Origin of the sequence: Mycobacterium fragae (genome assembly GCF_002102185.1) — a bacterium.
GTDB classification, from domain to species: Bacteria; Actinomycetota; Actinomycetes; order Mycobacteriales; family Mycobacteriaceae; genus Mycobacterium; species Mycobacterium fragae.
On the sequence record NZ_LQOW01000028.1, the window covers coordinates 184,443 to 203,486 of the forward strand.

A 19,044-nucleotide genomic window follows, 5' to 3' on the forward strand; every position below is an offset into this window, starting at 1 on the left:
AGAGAAGGTTCAGACGTCGTGGCACATCATCGCCCGTGTAACTCGGGGTCGGGTTCCGCCCGTAGTGTCGGCGCACGCATGGCCATTCTGGGTCGGCGGTTGGCTACGACTAGCCGCATCAGGAACGAGGGCCGCAGCAGCCGGGCTGGTGGGTCAACAAAGTGCATCACACGAAGGAGCGCTTCGGCGACCACCGGATCGTTCGCGGCGGCCGCCTGCGCCTTGTCCATCGGCCAGCTCATCAAATGCCTTAGCGCCCAACGCCACCCACCTTGCTGGGACACGGTGAAATCGGTGAGTCGGTTCCCGTGCCAAACAGGGGCGATCTGCTGGGCAGTGGCCTTGAAAAATCGCCGGCTCAAGTCGCCGTCGCGATCGGCCAAGCAGTTTCGTAGCGCAACGGCCTGCAGCGCGGCCATGGTCATGCCTTGCATGTAGACCGGATTGAAGCTGCAGATTGCGTCGCCTATCACCAGTAGCCCGGCTGGGAATCGGCCCATCTTGTCATAGCGTCTCCACGTGCTGGCCGGGTAACGCTGGGCAGACACCGCCCCGAGCGGCTCGGCAGCCCGCAACGCAGCGATCAGAAGAGGCGGCGCGAATTGCGCGGCGCACTCGATAATGCCGGCCAGGTCATCGGGCAGTTGGTAGCCGCCCACGCCGAACAAGGTCACGATCCAGGTGCCGTGCTCGTAGGCCACAGCCACCACCCCGACTGGTCGTTCGGGCGTCGGGCCGACCGAGAAGCCCAATTTCTCGCCTACCATGCCCACGGGGATCCGCAAAAATTGACTGGCGTAGCTCAGCTGCACCGGGTAGCGCTGCTCGACCGGCCGCGGGTAGCCGAGGGTGTCGAGGAAGGCCGGCATGCGTGCGGAACGGCCCGTCGCATCGACCACCAGGTCGGCATCGAGCGTGGTTTCTTCACCTGTATCGCGGCTGGCCACCCGGGCACCGGTGACCCGATGGGCCCGCTCGGCGATCGGCTCGACGACATCATGGCCCTCCAGGATTCTCACATTCTCAAGGGCACGAACGCGCCGCCTGACATGAGACTCCAAAAATGGTCTGCTGGGTTGATAGATGACCAGCGACGCCGGGTCGGCAAATCCGCCTAAGTGGTCAAGCTCATGGCGGCCCAACCGGACATACATACGCGAGGGCTCATTGTCGAGGACGTTCGCGCCCGCGGTGACGAGTTCATCGAGCAGGCCGGGAAATAGCTCGCCCAGGGTCGTCGAGCCTTTACTCAGCAGCGCATGAAAATGCCGTCCCTGCGGGACACCCCGACGCTGCTCCGCACCGTCCGGCAGTTGGTCGCGCTCCACGAGGGTGACCGCCTCGTAAAACTCCGACAGCACCCGAGCAGCCAACAGGCCGGCCATACTCGCACCGCAGACAATGGCTCGCTGTCCGAGCTTGGTCATCGGCACTCCCCTCAAAAGAAACCCGATGACGGTGCCGGCCACAACGGCCGCCATTGTGTTATCACGATCCACAGCAGCCGCCGGTTCATACACCGTCAAGCCCGGCGACTATGCAAGCGACTTCGGAGATTCTCTTCTGCAGTTAGCCGCCGATCCTGGGTCAGGCGCCACCGATCGCAGTCGTCACCCGCACGATGCGCCGCCCGATCGAGTCGATCCGTTTGCGCGTCAAGGCCTGCAGCGGATGGACGGCCACGATCATCGCCACCCGGCCGCGGTGGTCGAACACCGGGGCGGCGATGGTGGCCACCGGCTGCGCTCGTCGCGGGGCAGCGTCATCGGAGAGGAAACCGATCGTGGTGAATTCGACCAACAGCTGATCGGTGATCTCCCGGACGTGCGCGGGCAGCCCGTCGCTGGGCAGCGTCCCAACCACCTGGGCTGCCTGGGTCAGTGCCGGCGTCGTGCAGTCCACATCGAATCCGCGGTCGCGGGTGCGCGACAACACGTCTTCGAGGCGCCGCGCCAGCGCGGAGTTTGTCGCCGTGCCGCGCTCAATCCACGCCCGCTGCTCCTCGTCGGTGTCCCACGCCGCGAACGCGACCCCGAACGGCGGGGCGTAGCGGATCCGATCGCCGGGTGCGCCGCCGGGCTGGCGTCCGCCATCCTCGAATGCGGTGATCACCAGCGAATCGCCGAACCGCTCCACGACCGAAGCGGCGTAGCCGAATTCGTGCGCCAGCTCCAGGGCGGCTGTCCGGGCGGCGTGCGCCAGTGGGCGTGCCGTATCCATCCGTGCGGCCACCACCGCCAGGGCCGGACCCAGCGAATACGTCTTGTCGACGGGATCGCGGCTGGCCCAGCCGCGATCGCACAGCGTGGCCAGGATGGCGTGTGTGGTGGCCTGGGTAAGGCCGAGTTCGCGCACCACGTCGGAGAACCTGAGCGGGTCGGTACCGCGCCGGGCGAGCAACTCGACGACGTCCAACACACGAGTGGTCGGGGCCGACGGGGGAATGGCTTGACTTCCTCTCGACGCGCTTTCTACTGTGAACCTCAAATTATCGAGATGCTATCTCGAATAATCGAGGATAGCCGAAGCCGGAGGATGTGCCAGTGCGGGCGGTGGTGTTGCGCGACGGGCAACTTGCGCTCAGAGAGATCGCCGACCCGGTTCCCGGCCAGGGCGAGTTGCTGCTGCGAACACTGAGCACCGCGATCTGCGCCTCCGATGTGCACTTCATGGATCACCCCGAGATGGGTGTCAACGACCCGACCGGTCGCTCGCTCTACGACGCCAACCGCGGCATCGTGCTCGGCCACGAGTTCGTCGGCGAAGTCGTCGGACACGGACCCGGTTGCACGGAGCAGTTCCCGGTCGGCACCCGCGTGACGTCCATCCCCATCCGTCTGGTCAACGGAGGTGCCGGCGGGGTGCGGATCATCGGCCAGCACCCGGAAGCGCAGGGCAGCTTCGGTGAACTGGTGGTCGTCGCCGAGGCATTGGCTAAAGCGGTCGACGGCGACGCCCCGAATGACGCCGTCGCCCTGGCCGATGCGTTCGCGGTCGGCGAGTTCTACGTGCGAGCGGCGCGGATGGAGCCGGGCGAGGTGCCGGTCGTCATCGGTGCCGGGGCGATCGGGTTGTCTGCCGTCGCCGCACTGGCCGGCCGGGGCGTCGAGCCGATCATCGTGTCGGACTACAAATCCGACCGGCGCGACCTGGCCCGCGACAGCTTCGGGGCACACATCACGGTGGACCCATCCGACAAGTCACCGTTCGACGTGTGGCGCGAGGTGCGGGCGGAGCGGGGGCTGTGGGGTGCACTCGTCGTCTTCGAATGCGTCGGCGCCGCAGGGCTGATCCAGAAGATCGTGGAGTCGGTCGACATCGGCACCCGGATCTATTGCGCCGGCGGGTGGTATACGGGCGATTCGCTGAGCGTCACCGACGCGACCCGTCAGGGTGTCACCATCCAGTTCGGCGGCGGCCCTCACCCACAAGACTGGTACGGCACCCTTGATGCCATCGCCTCCGGGCGCCTGGATCCGCTACCGAGCGTCGGGACCGTCATCGGCCTCGACGAGGTGCCCCATGCGATGGAGCTGGCCCGAACATCCGGCGGCCCACCGCGAATCGTCGTCCACCCGAACGGAGACAACCCGTGACCGACCGAGAGGATCGCCAGGACATCACCGAGGTCCTGCTGCGCTACGCCACCGGGATCGATCGGCGCGACTGGGCGCTGTTCCGCAATGTTTTCACCGACGACTGCGAACTCGACTACGGCGAAATCGGCGTGTGGAAGGGGGTCGACGCGGTTACCGAGTTCATGCAACAGGCGCATGCGTTGGCCGGTCACACCATGCACCGCCTAACCAATCAGGTGATCACGCTCGACGGTGATGAGGCGCAGGCGCGCACCTACGTCGACGCGCTGATCATGGTGGGCGACAACAAGTCCGGCGTGAACGGCATCGGCTACTACGACGACGACCTGGTCCGCACAGATGACGGATGGCGCATCGCCAGACGCCGTTTCACTGCGGTACGAGTCGCGACGGTCGGCGAGCCGACATGACGTTCGCCGCCAAGTACGGCCCGTGGGCTCTCGTGGCCGGCGCGTCCGAGGGTGTCGGGGCCGCGTTCGCCGAGGGGATCGCCGAGCGCGGGGTCAATGTCGTGCTGGTGGCGCGTCGCCAAACCGTTCTCGACCAGGTGGCCGCCGGGATCAGCGCACGCACCGGAGTCGAAACCCGCACGCTGCCAGTCGATCTGGCCAAGCCGGACGCCGCATCAGCGGTCGCCGCCGGCACCGCTGACCTCGAGATCGGGTTTCTGGTCTGCTGCGCCGGAGCCGATCCCAACTTCGAGCCTTTTCTCGCGAACCCGATCGCAACCGCCGAAGCGATGGTGCAGCGCAACTGCATGGTGCCGATGCAGCTCTGCCATCACTTCGCCCCGGCGATGGTCGACCGGCACCGCGGCGGGATCGTCCTCTTCGGCTCGGGCGCAGGGCTTGCCGGCGGACCCAACATGGTGGCCTACGGCGCCACCAAGGCGTTCGACATGGTGTTCGCCGAAGCGCTGTGGAGCGAGTTGCACGACAAGGGCGTCGACGTACTCGGTCTCGTCCTCGGCAAGACCGACACCCCGGCGTTGCGCCGACTCGAGCACACCCGCGGACTGATCGCCTCCGAAGACGAGGCGCCACCGGATGCCGCCAGCGTCGAGCAGGTCATCGCCGAGGCGTTCGACAACCTCACCAACGGGCCGACAGTGATGGTGGGCGACATGATGCGCGCCGCCGCGCAGGTGTTGGGATCGATGACCCGCAACGAGGCCGTCAACCTGATGATCCGAGCCGGCGCCGCGGTTATGGGCAGCGACAACTGACGTAGACAAGCGAGGTCGATGCCTCGCACGTTTATCGATATCCCCGTTTCAAGAGGTGTCGGGCGCCGGCGTTCATCGCTTCGGGGCTTGCGACATCGAAGCCGAATGCGTTGGCGAGCCGGTCGGTGATGTTGAAGGCGAGGGATACCGCCAAGGCGTCCTTGATTTGTTGGGGGGACACCGAGGCGGCCAGGGCGGCTCGGATGTCGTCCGCGTCGATGCTTTGCTCTCGAGTGAGTTTGCCGAGCATGCGCAGGGTTGCACGGAGCGGCTCACTGATCGGCGCGGTCTCCAAATCGCTCAGTGTGGCGGCGACCGTCGTGTTGTCGCCGTACCATATTGCCGCGGTGGCCGAGTGGGCTGAGACGCAGAACGGGCACTCGTTGGCCTTTGAGACGTAGGCAGCCATTAGCTCGCGATCACCGATTGACCAATCCGATTGGCCGCGCATCGCTTCGTGGGTGAGAGGCCCGCCCCGGTAGAAGTCAGGGCGGTAGAGCGCGAGCTTGACCGCGTCGACGACGGGATGGCCGGAAAACACCCGGATGAGCGCCATCACTGCCTTCGTGTGCAGACGGTGACCGCGGTCGAGGATTTCGAGCCTCATTGCGCGAGCCGCTTCTTCGTTGCACTGGCCAGGGCTGCCAGTGCGTCGGCGTACTGACGGCTCGCCTGGCCGATGGCGGCGCATATCACGATCTCGAAGATCTGGTCCTCGCCGAGGCCTACTGCCCGGACAGCGGCGATGTCCTCGTCGGTCACCTTGTATGCGTAATTGGCCACCTTCTCGATCAACGTGCGGGCTGGTTCGCTCAGGCCGGCATTCTCGAACGCGGCACGACGCAGCTCGGGTGCCGCCTTCCCATCTCCCTCGAGCACGCGGTCGACGAGCTCGCGATGCAGCTGGGCTATCTCGGGCATTTGTCCAGAATTCTCCTATTCGTACGAGGTGACACGACACTGACCACTAACTCCTACTAGGACGACGATCGGCGCCCCCGCAATACGACATCGCGGCAGCGAGTTGACTCAGCGCGTCGGTTGCCGACGGCGAAAAGGTGTCGAGCCTCAGGCGCCCAGCTGCTTGATGAACACGCTGACACGGTTGATCAGGCCGTCGTCGTTCTGCTCGAACACCAGGCATTCGGGGTACTCGGTCGGGACGCCGTCGATGTTGAAGGTTTCGCTCAGCTCGACATAGGACACCCGATCGGAGACGTGCGAAACCCGTCGCACATTCAACCGGTAGCCCTCGAGCTTGGCAAAAACCCCGCGCAGGAACTTCAGATACCGCTGCTTGCCCTCGACGACGTCGCAGTACGGACCGTCCCGGATCAAGTCCTCATCGGCGACGGTGGCCGCCAGCCCGTCCCAATCGTTCGTCCCCAGGCACGCCAGGTAGCGCTCGACCACGCCGGTCTCAACCGTTTGACCCATGCCGTCGTACCCTAACGGCATTCTCGCGGATGCTGAAGAGGAGGCGAGGCCGGTTGTCTGGAGCCTGCGACGGCAAGGCTGCTCTGGTGACGGGCGCCAGCCGGGGACTGGGAAAGGCCATTGCACAGCGCCTGGCCGCCGAGGGCGCGACGGTCGGCATCACCGCCCGCACCCTGGAACCTGATCCGAAATATCAGGGCTCGCTTCAAGAAACGCTCGACGAGATCACGGCCGCTGGCGGGTCGGCGACCGCCATTCAGGCCGATCTGTCGAAACCGGAGGATAGGTCACGGCTCTTCGAGGAGATGGTCGAACGCGTCGGCGCCCCAGACATTTTGGTCAACAATGCCGCGGTGACGTTTCTGCGTCCGCTCGACGGGTTCCCGGAACGGCGCGCGCGCCTGATGATCGAACTGAATGTGTTGGCACCGATGCATCTGACCCAGCTGGCTATTCCCGTCATGCGCGACCGCGGCCGCGGCTGGGTGCTCAACGTAACGTCGTTGGCCGGTGATCTGCCGGAGGGGCCGCCGTTTTCCGAGTTCGACCGCACGGCCGGGTTCGGGGTGTACGGCACCGTGAAGGCGGCGCTGAATCGGGTGACGAAAAGCCTTGCCGCCGAACTCTATGACGACAACATCGCCGTCAATGCCGCCGCCCCGTCCAACCCGGTGGCTACCCCGGGCGCCGGGTTGCTCGACCTGGCGAAGATCGACACCGAGGACATCGAGCTCATCACCCAGACGGCGTTGACGCTGTGCACATGCGACCCGAAGACGATGACCGGGCGGATCGCGCACACGCAGCCGTTCCTCCGCGAAATCGGCTGGCTGCGTTGATCGAATCCGCTAGCCGCGCGGGATGCCGGCGAGCTTGGCGGCGAACTTGGCCTCGGCCGCTTGGCGCAGCCGCAGCAGGTGCTCGGACGGGAACAGGTCGGGTGCGGGTTTGCGGTCTTTGAGCAGCAGACGGGCCAGTGTGACCTTGTGCACCTCGGTCGGCCCGTCGGCCAGCCCCAGCACAAACGACTCCACCAGGTGCTGGACGAACGGCATCTCGTGGGTGGTGCCCAACGATCCGTGCAGCTGCAACGCACGGGCCGAGACGTCGTGCAATACCTTCTGCATCATCGCCTTGACCGCGGAGATGTCGGCGCGCACCGCCTTGTAGTCGTTGTGCTGGTCGATCTTCCACGCCGTCTGCAAAGTGAGCAGCCGGAACGCTTCGATCTCCATCCACGAGTCGGCGATCATCTCCTGGACGAGCTGCTTGTCGCCGAGCATTTCGCCCTGGGTGCGCCGGGAAACCGCACGCTCGCAAAGCATGTCGAATATCCGCCGCACCAGGCCGACGGTGCGCATCGCGTGATGGATGCGGCCGCCGCCCAGCCGAGTCTGGGCGACGACGAACGCGCCGCCCCGCGGGCCGAGCATGTGATCGTCGGGAACCCGGACGTTGTCGTAGCGCACGTAGCCCTCACGTCCGCCGCCGAGCGGCTGATAACCGAGTCCGACGTTGCGCAACACGTTGATCCCCGGGGTCTCGGCCGGCACCACGAACATCGAATGCCGCTGGTATGGCGGCGCGTCGGGATCCGTCACGGCCATCACGATCAGAAACGACGCCATCGAAGCGAACGATGAGAACCACTTCTCGCCGTTGATCACCCAATGGTCACCGTCGGGCACCGCCGTGGTGGTGAACACTTTCGGGTCGGCGCCGCCCTGCGGCTCGGTCATCGAGAAGCACGACACGATCTGGTTGTCCAGCAGCGGTTCCAGATACCGCTGCTTGAGTTCCGGTGTGCCGTAGTGGGCGAGGATTTCGCTGTTGCCGGAGTCGGGCGCCTGCGACCCGAACACGATCGGCGCGCATTCCGACCGGCCGAGGATTTCGTTGAGCAGCGCCAGTTTGACCTGACCGTATCCCGGCCCGCCCAGGTGCGGGCCCAGATGGGTGGCCCACAGCCCGCGCTCCTTGACGATCTTCTGCAGCGGCGGGATCAGCGCCTGACGCACCGGGTCGTTGAGATCATGGGATTCCTTGACAATCAGGTCGATTGGCTCGCACTCCGAGCGCACGAACTCGTCAACCCAGTCCAATTGCGCGGCCCATTCAGGGTCGGTCGAGAAGTCCCATGTCATGATGACCACCTCTGCCGGCGAGCGGCGGCTTCCTCGGTGGCATGGCTGAGCACCTGATTGCGGTTCTCGAGTTCAAGGGCCGATGGAAGCCCGGCCGCATCCGTATTCACCTGCAGTGCACGCTTGGTCAATTGCACCCCGAGCGGGGCGAGTTCGGCTATGCCGGCGGCTATTTCGAGTGCACGCTCCAGCAGCTTCTCGGGCTCGACGAGCTCGCTTACCAGCCCGCGGCGGTCGGCTTCCTCGGCCGAGACCGTGCGGCCGGTGAGCATCCAGTCGGCGGCGACACTGGCTCCGACGATGCGGGGCAACAAGTAGCTCATCCCCATCTCGGCGCCGGAGAGGCCAAGCAGGATTGCCGCGTTGCCGAATGTCGCTGCAGTGGAGCAGATTCTGATATCGGCGGCCAAGCACATCGCTAGGCCGCCGCCGACGCAGGGGCCGTTGACCGCGGCGATCACCGGCTGCGGGGTATCGCGAATCACTTGTGGCAGCGCGGCCATCGACTCCTGGAAGCGCAGCCGGTCGATTGCGGGAGCCGACGCCTCCGGTACTCCCGGGCCGAAGCCACGCATGTCGATGCCAGAGCAAAAACCGCGGCCTTCGCCGGTCAACACGATGGCATTGACCGAGCCGTCCGCGGCCAGCTCGGCGAACGTCTGCTTGAGTTCGCCGACCATGGCCTCGTTGATCGCGTTGAGCCGGTCGGGCCGGTTGAGCCGCAGCACCGCCACTCCGGCGCGTGGCGTCTGCACGCTCAACGTCTCCGCCACCGCTCATCGACCCCTTCGTCGGCGTTCGAATGAGATGCTAGCCGTCATGGCGACCAACACCGATCGGTACCGCGCCGCGCGTGATCAGGTGTTGGCCATGGCCGGTGGTGACGAACCCGCCGAAACATTCTGTTGGCCGCACGTCACCGGCGCCTTCAATTGGGCCACCGACTGGTTCGACGTCATTGCTCGCGACCCCTCGTCCGCTGGCCGCCCCGCGCTGTGGATCGCCGACGCGGACGGCGGCGAGCAGATCGTCAGCTTCGCGCAGATGGCCGACCGATCCGACCGGGTAGCGGCCTGGCTGCAGCAACTCGGCGTCGCCAAGGGCGACCGGGTGCTGCTGATGCTGGATAACCAGGTCGAGCTGTGGGAGTCGACGCTCGCCGTGGCGAAGCTCGGCGCGGTGATCATGCCCGCCACCACCGCCCTTGGCCCATCGGACCTGGCCGACCGCGTTGCTCGCGGCGGAGCGCGGGCGGTGGTCGCCAACGCCGCCGACACCGCCAAGTTCGACGGCGTCGACGGAGACCATCTCCGGATCGTGGTGGGCGACACCACCGCGGGCTGGCATTGCTATGCCGACGCTCGCGACGTCGCCGCCGGCGGCGCGTTCGGCGCCCGAACCGCCGTCGACGATCCGATGCTGATCTACTTCACGTCCGGCACCACCCGCAAACCCAAGCTCGTGGCGCATTCGCAGGTCAGCTATCCGGTGGGGCACCTTTCGACGATGGCCTGGCTCGGCGTGCGACCCGGTGACGTGCACTTGGCGATCAGCTCACCGGGGTGGGCCAAGCATGCCTGGAGTTGTCTGTTCGCGCCCTGGATCGCCGAGGCGACGATCTTCGCCTACAACTACCGCCGGTTGGACGCCGCGGCCCTGCTGAGTCAGATCCGCCGCGCCCGGGTGAGCACGTTCTGCGCGCCGCCAACGCTGTGGCGCATGCTCATTCAAACCGAGCTCGGTGTCAGACCCGAGGCGCTGCGGGAGGTCGTCGCCGCCGGTGAACCGCTCAACCCCGACGTCATCACCCGGGTGGAACAAGCGTGGGGGCTGACGATCCGCGACGGCTACGGGCAGACCGAGACCACGCTGTTGATCGGCAACCTGCCCGGGCGCCCGATCAAGCCCGGCTCGATGGGCCGTCCACTGCCAGGAGTGCCCGTCGTGCTGATCGACCCGGTCAGCGGCCAACCCGCCGACGAGGGCGAGATCTGCCTGGACCTGAGCGCCGATCCGGTGAACCTGATGACCGGCTACGTGGGCGACCCGGAACGTAACGCCGCCGCGATGACCGGTGGCTACTACCACACCGGCGACATCGCGCGCCGCGACGCCGACGGGTCGATCACCTACATCGGCCGCACCGACGACGTCTTCAAGTCGTCGGGCTACAAGGTGTCGCCGTTCGAGCTGGAGAGCGTGCTGATCGAGCATCCCGCGATCGTGGAAGCCGCGGTCGTGCCGCAACCAGACGCAACCCGGCTGGCAACTCCCAAGGCGTACATAGCGCTGGCCGCCGACTGGCCGGCGAGCCCCGATACCGCGCGAGCGATCATGGAGTACGTGCGCGACCGGGTCGCGCCGCACCTGCGGGTGCGACGCGTCGAGTTCTACGAACTGCCGAAGACCATCTCGGGGAAGATCCGGCGCGTCGAGCTGCGCCGCCGCGAAGACGACGCACATGCTGCCGGCACGCCGATCACCACCGAATACCGCTACGAAGACCTGGTTGCGCGATGAAATCCTATGACGCCGGTCCGAGCAGCCCGCCGATCCTCGAGGAAACGATCGGGGAGAACCTCGAGCGCATTGTGGCGACGAACCCGGACGTCGAGGCGCTGGTCGAGGTTGCCGGCGACCGTCGCTGGACCTACACCGAACTCAACGCCGAGATCGATGTGATAGCACGCGGTTTGATGTCCCTCGGCGTGCAGCGTGGTGATCTGGTCGGCATCTGGTCGCCGAACTGCGCCGAGTGGGTCATCGTGCAATACGCCACAGCGAAGATCGGCGCCATTCTGGTCAACATCAATCCCGCCTACCGCACCCACGAACTCGGTTATGTGTTGAGCCAGTCCGGTATTCGGACACTTATCTCCGCGGTGACCTTCAAGAGCTCGGACTACCGAGACATGGTCGAGCAGGTGCGCCCGGACACCGATGAGCTGCGTGACATCGTGTTCCTGGGCACCGAGGACTGGGCGGGCGTCCGCGATCGCGCCGAGCGGGTTTCGACCGGCGAGCTTCGCCGTCGGATGGCCGCCCTGCACAACCGCGATCCCATCAACATCCAATACACTTCGGGGACAACAGGTTTCCCCAAGGGCGCGACGCTGTCGCATCGCAATATCCTCAACAACGGGTTCTTCACCGCCCAGCTACTCAACCTGGGCCCGTGGGATCGGGTGTGCATCCCGGTGCCGTTCTACCACTGCTTCGGGATGGTGCTCGGCAACATCGGTTGCACCACCCACGGGGCGACGGTGGTCATACCGGCGCCGGGGTTCGATCCCGGGTGCACGCTGGCCGCGATCGAGAAGGAACGCTGCACCGGCGTCTATGGTGTACCGACCATGTTCATCGCGATGCTCGGGCATCGCGACTTCACCGCAACCGACCTATCGTCGCTGCGCACCGGCATCATGGCCGGGTCGGTGTGCCCGGTCGAGGTGATGAAACGCTGTGTGGCCGAGATGAACATGACCGAGGTCGCCATCGCGTACGGCATGACCGAGACTTCGCCGGTCTCCTGCCAGACCCTCATCGACGACGACTTGGAACGGCGAACGGCAACCATCGGTCGGGCGCACCCCCATGTGGAGGTCAAGGTCGTCGACCCCGGCACCGGCGAGGTCGTCGAGCGGGGCCAAGCCGGTGAGTTCTGCGCCCGCGGCTACTCGGTCATGCTGGGCTACTGGCGCGACGAGGCCAAGACCCGCGAAGCGATCGACGCCGACGGGTGGATGCACACCGGCGACCTGGCGGTCATGCGTGAGGACGGCTACTGCAACATCGTCGGGCGGCTGAAGGACGTGGTGATTCGCGGCGGCGAGAACGTGTATCCCACCGAGGTCGAGGAATTCCTTCGCACCCATCCGGACATCGAAGACGCGCAGGTCGTCGGGGTGCCCGACGCGAAATACGGTGAGGAGATCTGTGCGTGGGTCCGGATGAAGCCGGGACGGCGCCCGCTCGACGCCGAGGCCCTGCGCGCCTTCGCCAGCGGAAAGCTGGCGCACTACAAGATCCCCCGCTATGTGCACGTCGTGGACGAGTTTCCGATGACCATCACCGGAAAGGTTCGCAAAGTCGACATGCGCGAGGAAAGCGCCCGATTGTTCGGACCCCCGGTGACGTGAAAAGCTACCTGCCGTGACGGAAGTGGAAGTGGCCGACAGCGTGACGACGGTTCGATTCGACCATCCACCGGTGAACGCACTCGACCTGGGCTTGCTTGACGCCGTCGTGGAGACGATGCGCGGCGTCGAGGGTCCGGTCGTCATCACCGGTGCCGGCAAGTGTTTCTCGGCCGGCGTCGACCTGCGCGCCATCATCGACGGCGGACCCGAATACACCGAGCGCTTCGTAGCCGCGTTGTCGGAGGCCTTCCTGGCGGTCTTCGAGCACCCGGCGCCGGTGGTCGCTGCGATCAACGGTCATGCCATCGCCGGCGGGTGCGTCTTCGCCATGTGCGCCGATCTGCGGTTGATGTCCGCCGGGACGATCGGCCTCACCGAGCTCGCCGTCGGGGTTCCGTTCCCGGTGGCCGCACTGGAGATATGCCGTTACGCGATGGGCACGTCGGCGGCCCGGGCAGCGTTGCAGGCCAATACCATTGACGTCGAGTCCGCGAAGGCCCGGGGATGGGTCGACGAGGTGGTGCCGAGCAGCGATCTGCTGGCCCGGGCGACTGCGATCGCTCGTGAGCTCGGTGAGCACGCTCCGAACGCATACGCCGCCACCAAGGAGCAACTGCATCGGCCGACCCGCGCTGCGATCGATGCGGGCGCGAAAACCGACGAGAGTGTGCGGGCCAGTTGGATGTCTGACGAAACACGCATCCGCATCGGCGCATTCCTCGACGCATTGTGAGCTGGTGGATCACGCACACCGAGCGGACACTGTCCGAGGAGATACCGGCGGCGCCAGACGAGGTGCGCGACTTCTACGTTGATCTGGACAACATCAAAGCCGTGCATCCGCTGGTCGTTTCGGTGCGAACCATCTCGCGCACCGAAACCCCGGAGGGTCACCAGCAGACCTATCGGGTACGCGACCGCATACCGCTGGGGAGGTTGACGCTAAGGGTCAGCTATTGGGCTCGGGTCCGGGTTCCGCTGGACGGCGGCGTGATCACCGAGGCGCGTCAGTTCCCGCGCGTCCGGCTGAATGGCGCTGTGACATTCCAACCAATCGACGCCGGCACTCGTATCGTCGAACGGCTGCGTATCGCGGCGCCCCGTCCGCTGGCCGCAATGACCACGCGGGAAGCGGTCAACGCCCACATCGTGATGTTGTCCGGGATTCGCAGTCACTTCCAATCACGGCGACGTCCGGGATAGGTCCGTCGAAGTCACGGGTCGGGGTCGCCGCGGAGGAGCTCCTCCGGGTCATGGGCATGGTTGATTTGGGGTGGGCCGCTGCCGTCGGTCCACCCAAGCCGCCCGTTGTCGGTGACCTCGGTGCGAAGCTCGCCGCGGCTGGCCACGCCGTGGTCACCGCCGCAAGCGAAGTGCAGCTTGTCGGCGTCGGTGCGGCCGCCGTGGGCCCAGTCTGGTGAATGATGAACCTCGCACCGATAGCCCGGTTCCAGACAGTTCGGGCGGGTGCAGCCGCGGTCACGGGCGTAGCAGATCAGCCTTTGGTCGGCGGCGGCGACGCGTTTCTGCCGACCAAGATACAGTGGCCGCTTGATGTGGTCGTCGAACACAGCTAGGTAGTGAATTCCCTTGGCGGCCATGCGGATCAGATCCCGCATCGGCAGCCGGGAGCCACCGCCCGTTAGCGCAGGCGCGGGCATCGGGACCGACGGGTCGGCCACGGCATGGGCGGCGCGGTCGAGTTCGGCCAATGTGGTGGTGGCGATCACGGTGACCGGGTAGCCGCGGTGCACACCGAGGTCACCGGATGCGATAGCCGTTTCCAGGCCGAGTTTAAAGGCGTCGTGGCATCGCTGGGCGGGGCTGCGGTCATCGCGCGCCTCGGGATCTTGATCCTTGGGTTGGTGACGACCCGGGCGCACCGCGGCCTCGATGGCCTCCAGATAGGCGCGGGCTTCCGGATCGAGCAATCCAGATAGCCGCGACATGCCGTCCGGTCCCTGCGCGCCGAGATAGAGTCCGCGTCGACGAGCCCGGTCGTCGTCGGTGAAGTTGCCATCCGGGTTGAGATAGTCGGCGATGCGTTGACCCAGCTTGGTGACAATGCCGGCGTCGACTTTGGTCGCTTCGTGGACGAGTCTGCGCTCAGCCTCGGCCGTGTCGGTGGGAGAGACGCAGGCAGGCAGCACGTCGACCGCCCTACACACCGCGCGGATGTGGTCCTCGCCGACGGCGCCGGCCTGCACCGCAGCCGCCAACTCCGGTAACTCCGGTGGCACTGGTGGCCCGGTCAGCGTGCGGCGCGGCCGAATACGAGCAGCGAGTTTGAATCGGCGGGTGATTTCGCGCGGAGTGATCCGCAGCCGCGACCACAGCGAGGCGCGCACTTGTGCCGTGCAGTCGGCCTCGTCGGGTGGATCGGCGATCTCGCCGAAGAATCGATACATCAGTCCGCGGTTGGTTCGCTCCTGGGTCTCCAGCCGCTCGGCGACATCGACACGAAAGCTGTTGCCCACCACGTCCGAAGACGTTTCGCGCAGCACATCGTGGGCAGCATCGACCGCGTCGAGAGCGGCGGAAATTCGCTCCCGTGCCTGCTCGGCGCTCAGTGCTGAACCCATGCCTCGACGCTAAGGAGCACTGATGACAAATCCCGGTCCGCCAAGACCGTCACGTCAAAGCTGTGGATGAAAACCCAACTGTGGATAACCCGGCCCCAACGAGCTACTCTCCGCGACCCCTCCCAATTGCCGCCGCAATTCTCGCTTGAGCACCTTGCCGTAGCTGTTCTTCGGTAGCTGGTCCACGAACAGGTAGCGCTTCGGTCGTTTGAATCGGGCGATGCGTTGCAGCAGATGCGCATCAAGTTCGCCGGCCTCGACAGCGCCGACGACGAATGCGACCACGACCTCACCCCACTCGTCGTCCGGCGCGCCGACCACACACGCTTCCGACACGCCCGGATGCTCGAGCAGCGCCTCCTCGACCTCCCGCGGATAGATGTTGCTGCCCCCGCTGATCACGACGTCCTTCGAGCGGTCACGCAACGTCAAGTAGCCGCGCTCATCGAACGAACCCAGGTCCCCAGTGTGCAGCCAGCCATCGCGCAGCGCCTCGGCCGTGGCGCCTGGATTGCGCCAATAGCCGCACATGACAACGTCACCGCGGCAGACGATCTCACCTGTTTCGCCGGCCGCCGCCGGCGTGCCGTCAGCGCGCAGCACGGCGACTTCGACACCCGAGCGCGGATAGCCGACCGACCCGAGGATCGCGTCGTCGGCCGCCTCGTGGTCCGCGCGGGGTAACCCGGTAATGGTCATCGGTGACTCGCCCTGGCCGTAGATCTGCGCGAAGATCGGTCCGAATGCCGCCAGCGCCTTCTTGATGCTCTGCACATACATCGGGCCGCCGCCGTAGACGATCGTCCGCAGCTGGCGCGGGCGCGCGCGGCCTGTTCCCACTAGCCGTTGCACCATCGTCGGCGCCAGAAAGGCGCTGCAACCGGAATGATGCTCACACAGGTCCAGGAATTCGTCCGGATCGAACCCGCCGCTGGCCGGCACCACCTGGCGGGCGCCGCGCAGCACATAGGCCGGGATGTACAGACCCGAGCCGTGTGACATCGGCGCGGCATGCACCAGGCTGCACTGTTCGTCGGGTGAGTCGATGTCGGCGAGATGGGCGACGGTCATCGCGGTCAGGTTGCGATGCGTGAGCATGGCGCCTTTGGCCCGGCCAGTCGTACCGCTGGTGTAGAACAGCCAGGCCAGCGCCGACGGGTCGGTGCACGACGGCGCTGCGGGCGCAGCGGCCAGCCGGCGCGAATAACCTTCTGCTCCAAGCGTTTCGACCGGAGATTCGCTGACCGTCACCAAGCCGGAGGCGATGTTCGCCGATGCGAAAACCTGAGAAACGTCCGCATCGGCGAGGATCTGCGCCATCTCACGGGGATGCAGCTTGAAATTGATCGGAACCGCGACGCACTCGGCGGCCCAAATCCCGAACAGCAGTTCCACGATCTCCGGGCGATTCTCGCTCGCCACCGCGACCCGCGCGCCGGGCGGGCATTGTTGCCTGATCGAGCCGGCCAACCGCAGCGCGCGCTCCCGCAGCTCCCGCCATGTGCAGACCAGGCGTTCACCGTGATACACCGCGCCTCGATCGGGGAAACGCCGCGCGGCCTGGTCCAGCACCGCGAACAAGTTCACCGGGCGATCCACTGTGACGTCAGCGCGAAATCCGATAGGTACTTCGTCGAACTCCAGCCGCCGTCCACCACGATGGTCTGTCCGTTGATGAAACTGCCGCCGGGCGAGCACAAGAACGCGACGGTGTTCGCCACATCGTCAACCGTGCCCAGCCGCTGATGCGGTGTCATCTCCGTGTTCATTCGGCGGAAGCGCTCGTCCTGCAAACGCTCTTCGGTCATCGCCGTCTGGATCACACCGGGCGCCACGGCATTACAACGAATTCCCTGTGTCCCGTACTGGCACGCGATGTGGGTGGTCAGTGCTGTCAGCCCACCCTTGGCCGCCGAGTAGGCGCCGCCGCGCAGACCGCCGACGACCGCGAACGTCGAGGTGATGTTGATGATGGCCGAGCCTGGGCGCATGTGCGGCAGCACGTCACGCGCCAGCCGGAAGGGCGCCCGCAACATCACATTCAGGAAGTAGTCCAGTGTCTCGTCGTCGGTTCTGTGCAGCGGCTTGGGATTTCCTACCCCGGCGTTGTTGATCAGAAAGTCGATCCGGCCCCAACGCTCGACGGCGGCATCCACGATGCGCTGAGGCGCGTCCACGGTGGTGAGATCGGCCGCCACGGTGACGACACGGTCGGGATCGCCGATGGCCGCGGCCAATTCGGCCAGCCTGTCTTCGTTTCGGCCGGTGGCCAGGACGGCCATGCCTTGGTCGGCGAGCTTGGTCGCGCATCCCGAGCCGATTCCGCCCGTCGCGCCGGTTACGATCGCTACCTGCATCTCATCCGCCCGCCTTCATCAGGGACGCTCTGATCCGATCCTTCAACACCTTGCCGGCGTCATTGCGCGGCAAATCTTCCCAAATCACCACCTGCTCAGGAGCTTTGAACCGCGCGACGCCCTGATCCTCCAGAAAGCTGCGCAGGCTCGCGACATCGGGCCCGGGCCGCTCCGTCGGAACGATGACTGCGCAAGCGCGCTCTCCGGTGCGGTCGTCGGGCAGGCCGACGATGGCGATCTCCGCGATGCCGGGATGGTCGATGAGGATGTCCTCCACCTCTTTGGGCGCGATGTTCTCGCCGCTGCGAATGATGACGTCCTTTGTGCGTCCGGTGACGACCAGGTAGTCGTCATCGACCCAGCGGGCGAGATCGCCGGTGCGGAAATAACCATCCGCATCGAACGCCTGCGCCTCGTCCTCGGGATGCAGGTAGCCGACCAGCATCTGCGGGCCGCGCGCGCAAATCTCCCCGTCGTCGAGTTTGATCTCTGCGAACCCGGCGCGGCCGTCGGTGTCGGCAGCGCGGTCGGCGTCCAAGGGCGACCCGACCGTGGTAACGGGAACCTCCGTCGAGCCGTACACCCGGGTGACCGCGGCGCGCTCGAAATAAGAGGCCGCCCTGCGGATCAGCGACGGCGACACCGATGCGCCACCGCAGATGAACAGCTTCAACTCCGGAAGCCGGGTCCCGGCTCGCTCCGAAGCGGCGAGCAACTGCTCCAAAAAAGGTGTCGCCCCGGCCAGGTGGGTGCAGTGCTCTGCCTGCATGAGCTTGACCGCCTCATCGCCATCCCAGCGATCCATCAGCACCGCAGTCGTGCCCAGCAGCAGGGGACATTCGAACGCGTAGATGGAGCCGCCGATGTGCGCGATCGGCGAGGGCACCAGGAACCTGTCGCCGGGCTGCACCTGCCAGTACTCGCGGATCTGGCAGATCAGCGCGTGAATCGAGTTATGGCTGTGCAGAACGCCTTTCGGATGACCGCTGGTCCCCGACGTATACAGGATCATTCGCACCGCGTCGGGGTCGAGGGACGGCAGCTCGACATCTCGCGCATGTTCTGCAGCCAGCGCTGTGCCCCCACGGACGACGACAACCTCGGGCGGCGAAGCCATTTGGCTGCTCACCCGATTCAGCATCGCCACATAGTCATGGCGGCCGAAGACTGCCGGCACAAAGATCATCCGACTGTCCGCGTCCTGCAGAATGAACAGCAGTTCGCGGTCCCGCAGCGACGGCAGGATGGGGTTGACCACCATCCCGGCCAACGTCGCCGCCAGGTAGATGACCGCAGCCTCATGCCAGTTGGGCAACATAAACGACACCACACTGCCGATCGGCACGCGGGCCAACATGTCCTGCGCCAGCGCCGTCGACTGCTCATAAAGATGTCGGCAGTCCAGGCGATAGTCGCCGTCGATCACCACGACCCGTTGCGGTGTGCGCTGCGCCGCCTCGGCCAGCGAATCAGCCAGGGTGCCATTCACCCACCAGCCGCGCGCATAGGCATCGGCGGCGCGCGCGTCGTCCCGGCGGGCCCGTCGTCGCCCCACGCGCCC

The 19,044-nt window shown here is 66.1% G+C and carries 19 protein-coding genes; 8 read left to right on the forward strand and 11 right to left on the reverse strand.

From position 1 onward, the window contains the following. Nucleotides 1-26: 26 nt before the first annotated feature. Nucleotides 27-1,427 (reverse strand): FAD-dependent oxidoreductase, encoded by a 1,401-nt coding sequence (locus tag AWC06_RS17610; RefSeq protein ID WP_085199439.1) that lies wholly within the window; start codon nt 1,425-1,427, stop codon nt 27-29. Nucleotides 1,428-1,587: 160 nt separating this feature from the next. Next, nucleotides 1,588-2,418 carry a helix-turn-helix domain-containing protein gene (locus AWC06_RS17615; RefSeq protein ID WP_085199289.1) on the reverse strand — a complete coding sequence of 277 codons (831 nt, stop codon included), beginning with the start codon at nt 2,416-2,418 and terminating at the stop codon, nt 1,588-1,590. A 134-nt stretch (nt 2,419-2,552) separates the two neighbouring features. Here AWC06_RS17615 and AWC06_RS17620 point away from each other — a divergent pair, with 134 nt between their 5' ends. The 3 genes from AWC06_RS17620 to AWC06_RS17630 are packed head-to-tail and all read left to right on the forward strand — an operon-like array spanning nt 2,553 to nt 4,824. Continuing rightward, nucleotides 2,553-3,596, forward strand: coding sequence for a zinc-binding dehydrogenase (locus AWC06_RS17620; RefSeq protein ID WP_085199440.1), 1,044 nt, complete (start codon nt 2,553-2,555; stop codon nt 3,594-3,596). After that, a complete protein-coding gene (locus AWC06_RS17625; RefSeq protein WP_085199290.1) occupies nt 3,593-4,009 on the forward strand; it encodes a nuclear transport factor 2 family protein in 417 nt (138 codons plus the stop codon). Before AWC06_RS17620 ends, AWC06_RS17625 begins: the two co-directional genes overlap by 4 nt. Then, nucleotides 4,006-4,824, forward strand: a complete 819-nt coding sequence (locus tag AWC06_RS17630; RefSeq protein ID WP_085199291.1) for an SDR family NAD(P)-dependent oxidoreductase — start codon at nt 4,006-4,008, stop codon at nt 4,822-4,824. The genes AWC06_RS17625 and AWC06_RS17630 overlap by 4 nt, the downstream gene beginning before the upstream one ends. A gap of 31 nt (nt 4,825-4,855) precedes the next feature. Here AWC06_RS17630 and AWC06_RS17635 read toward each other — a convergent pair whose 3' ends face one another. The 3 genes from AWC06_RS17635 to AWC06_RS17645 form a co-directional block, all read right to left on the reverse strand. Then, nucleotides 4,856-5,431, reverse strand: coding sequence for a carboxymuconolactone decarboxylase family protein (locus AWC06_RS17635; protein WP_085199292.1), 576 nt, complete (start codon nt 5,429-5,431; stop codon nt 4,856-4,858). Then, nucleotides 5,428-5,745 (reverse strand): hypothetical protein, encoded by a 318-nt coding sequence (locus tag AWC06_RS17640; protein ID WP_085199293.1) that lies wholly within the window; start codon nt 5,743-5,745, stop codon nt 5,428-5,430. Before AWC06_RS17640 ends, AWC06_RS17635 begins: the two co-directional genes overlap by 4 nt. 147 nt (nt 5,746-5,892) lie before the next feature. Next, nucleotides 5,893-6,261, reverse strand: coding sequence for a nuclear transport factor 2 family protein (locus AWC06_RS17645; RefSeq protein ID WP_085199294.1), 369 nt, complete (start codon nt 6,259-6,261; stop codon nt 5,893-5,895). Nucleotides 6,262-6,314: 53 nt separating this feature from the next. On the opposite strand from AWC06_RS17645, the gene AWC06_RS17650 reads away from it, so the two are divergent. After that, entirely contained in the window at nt 6,315-7,100 is a 786-nt protein-coding gene (locus tag AWC06_RS17650) for an SDR family NAD(P)-dependent oxidoreductase (protein ID WP_085199441.1), read from the forward strand. A gap of 9 nt (nt 7,101-7,109) precedes the next feature. Here AWC06_RS17650 and AWC06_RS17655 read toward each other — a convergent pair whose 3' ends face one another. Next, nucleotides 7,110-8,405, reverse strand: a complete 1,296-nt coding sequence (locus AWC06_RS17655; protein ID WP_085199442.1) for an acyl-CoA dehydrogenase family protein — start codon at nt 8,403-8,405, stop codon at nt 7,110-7,112. Further along, nucleotides 8,402-9,178 (reverse strand): enoyl-CoA hydratase/isomerase family protein, encoded by a 777-nt coding sequence (locus AWC06_RS17660; RefSeq protein WP_085199295.1) that lies wholly within the window; start codon nt 9,176-9,178, stop codon nt 8,402-8,404. The genes AWC06_RS17655 and AWC06_RS17660 overlap by 4 nt, the downstream gene beginning before the upstream one ends. A 46-nt stretch (nt 9,179-9,224) precedes the next feature. Between AWC06_RS17660 and AWC06_RS17665 the strand changes: the two genes are divergently transcribed. Genes AWC06_RS17665 through AWC06_RS17680 form a run of 4 tightly spaced genes read left to right on the forward strand, consistent with a single transcriptional unit; the run spans nt 9,225 to nt 13,747 of the window. Further along, nucleotides 9,225-10,925: an AMP-binding protein gene (locus tag AWC06_RS17665; RefSeq protein WP_085199443.1), complete on the forward strand. Its 1,701-nt coding sequence runs from the start codon at nt 9,225-9,227 to the stop codon at nt 10,923-10,925. Beyond that, nucleotides 10,922-12,544, forward strand: a complete 1,623-nt coding sequence (locus tag AWC06_RS17670) for an AMP-binding protein (RefSeq protein ID WP_085199296.1) — start codon at nt 10,922-10,924, stop codon at nt 12,542-12,544. Before AWC06_RS17665 ends, AWC06_RS17670 begins: the two co-directional genes overlap by 4 nt. Before the next feature lie 13 nt (nt 12,545-12,557). Continuing rightward, nucleotides 12,558-13,277, forward strand: coding sequence for an enoyl-CoA hydratase/isomerase family protein (locus AWC06_RS17675; protein ID WP_085199297.1), 720 nt, complete (start codon nt 12,558-12,560; stop codon nt 13,275-13,277). After that, nucleotides 13,274-13,747 carry an SRPBCC family protein gene (locus tag AWC06_RS17680; RefSeq protein WP_085199298.1) on the forward strand — a complete coding sequence of 158 codons (474 nt, stop codon included), beginning with the start codon at nt 13,274-13,276 and terminating at the stop codon, nt 13,745-13,747. The genes AWC06_RS17675 and AWC06_RS17680 overlap by 4 nt, the downstream gene beginning before the upstream one ends. 11 nt (nt 13,748-13,758) lie before the next feature. Here the strand turns inward: AWC06_RS17680 and AWC06_RS17685 are convergent, their stop codons facing one another. From AWC06_RS17685 to AWC06_RS17700, 4 genes are read right to left on the reverse strand one after another with little or no spacing between them, the layout of a single operon-like run. Further along, a complete protein-coding gene (locus AWC06_RS17685) occupies nt 13,759-15,126 on the reverse strand; it encodes an HNH endonuclease signature motif containing protein (RefSeq protein WP_085199299.1) in 1,368 nt (455 codons plus the stop codon). Between the two features lie 54 nt (nt 15,127-15,180). Next, a complete protein-coding gene (locus AWC06_RS17690; RefSeq protein ID WP_085199300.1) occupies nt 15,181-16,725 on the reverse strand; it encodes an AMP-binding protein in 1,545 nt (514 codons plus the stop codon). After that, nucleotides 16,710-17,483 (reverse strand): SDR family NAD(P)-dependent oxidoreductase, encoded by a 774-nt coding sequence (locus AWC06_RS17695; RefSeq protein ID WP_085199301.1) that lies wholly within the window; start codon nt 17,481-17,483, stop codon nt 16,710-16,712. Before AWC06_RS17695 ends, AWC06_RS17690 begins: the two co-directional genes overlap by 16 nt. Nucleotide 17,484: 1 nt before the next feature. After that, entirely contained in the window at nt 17,485-19,038 is a 1,554-nt protein-coding gene (locus tag AWC06_RS17700) for an AMP-binding protein (protein WP_227371011.1), read from the reverse strand. Nucleotides 19,039-19,044 lie beyond the last annotated feature (6 nt).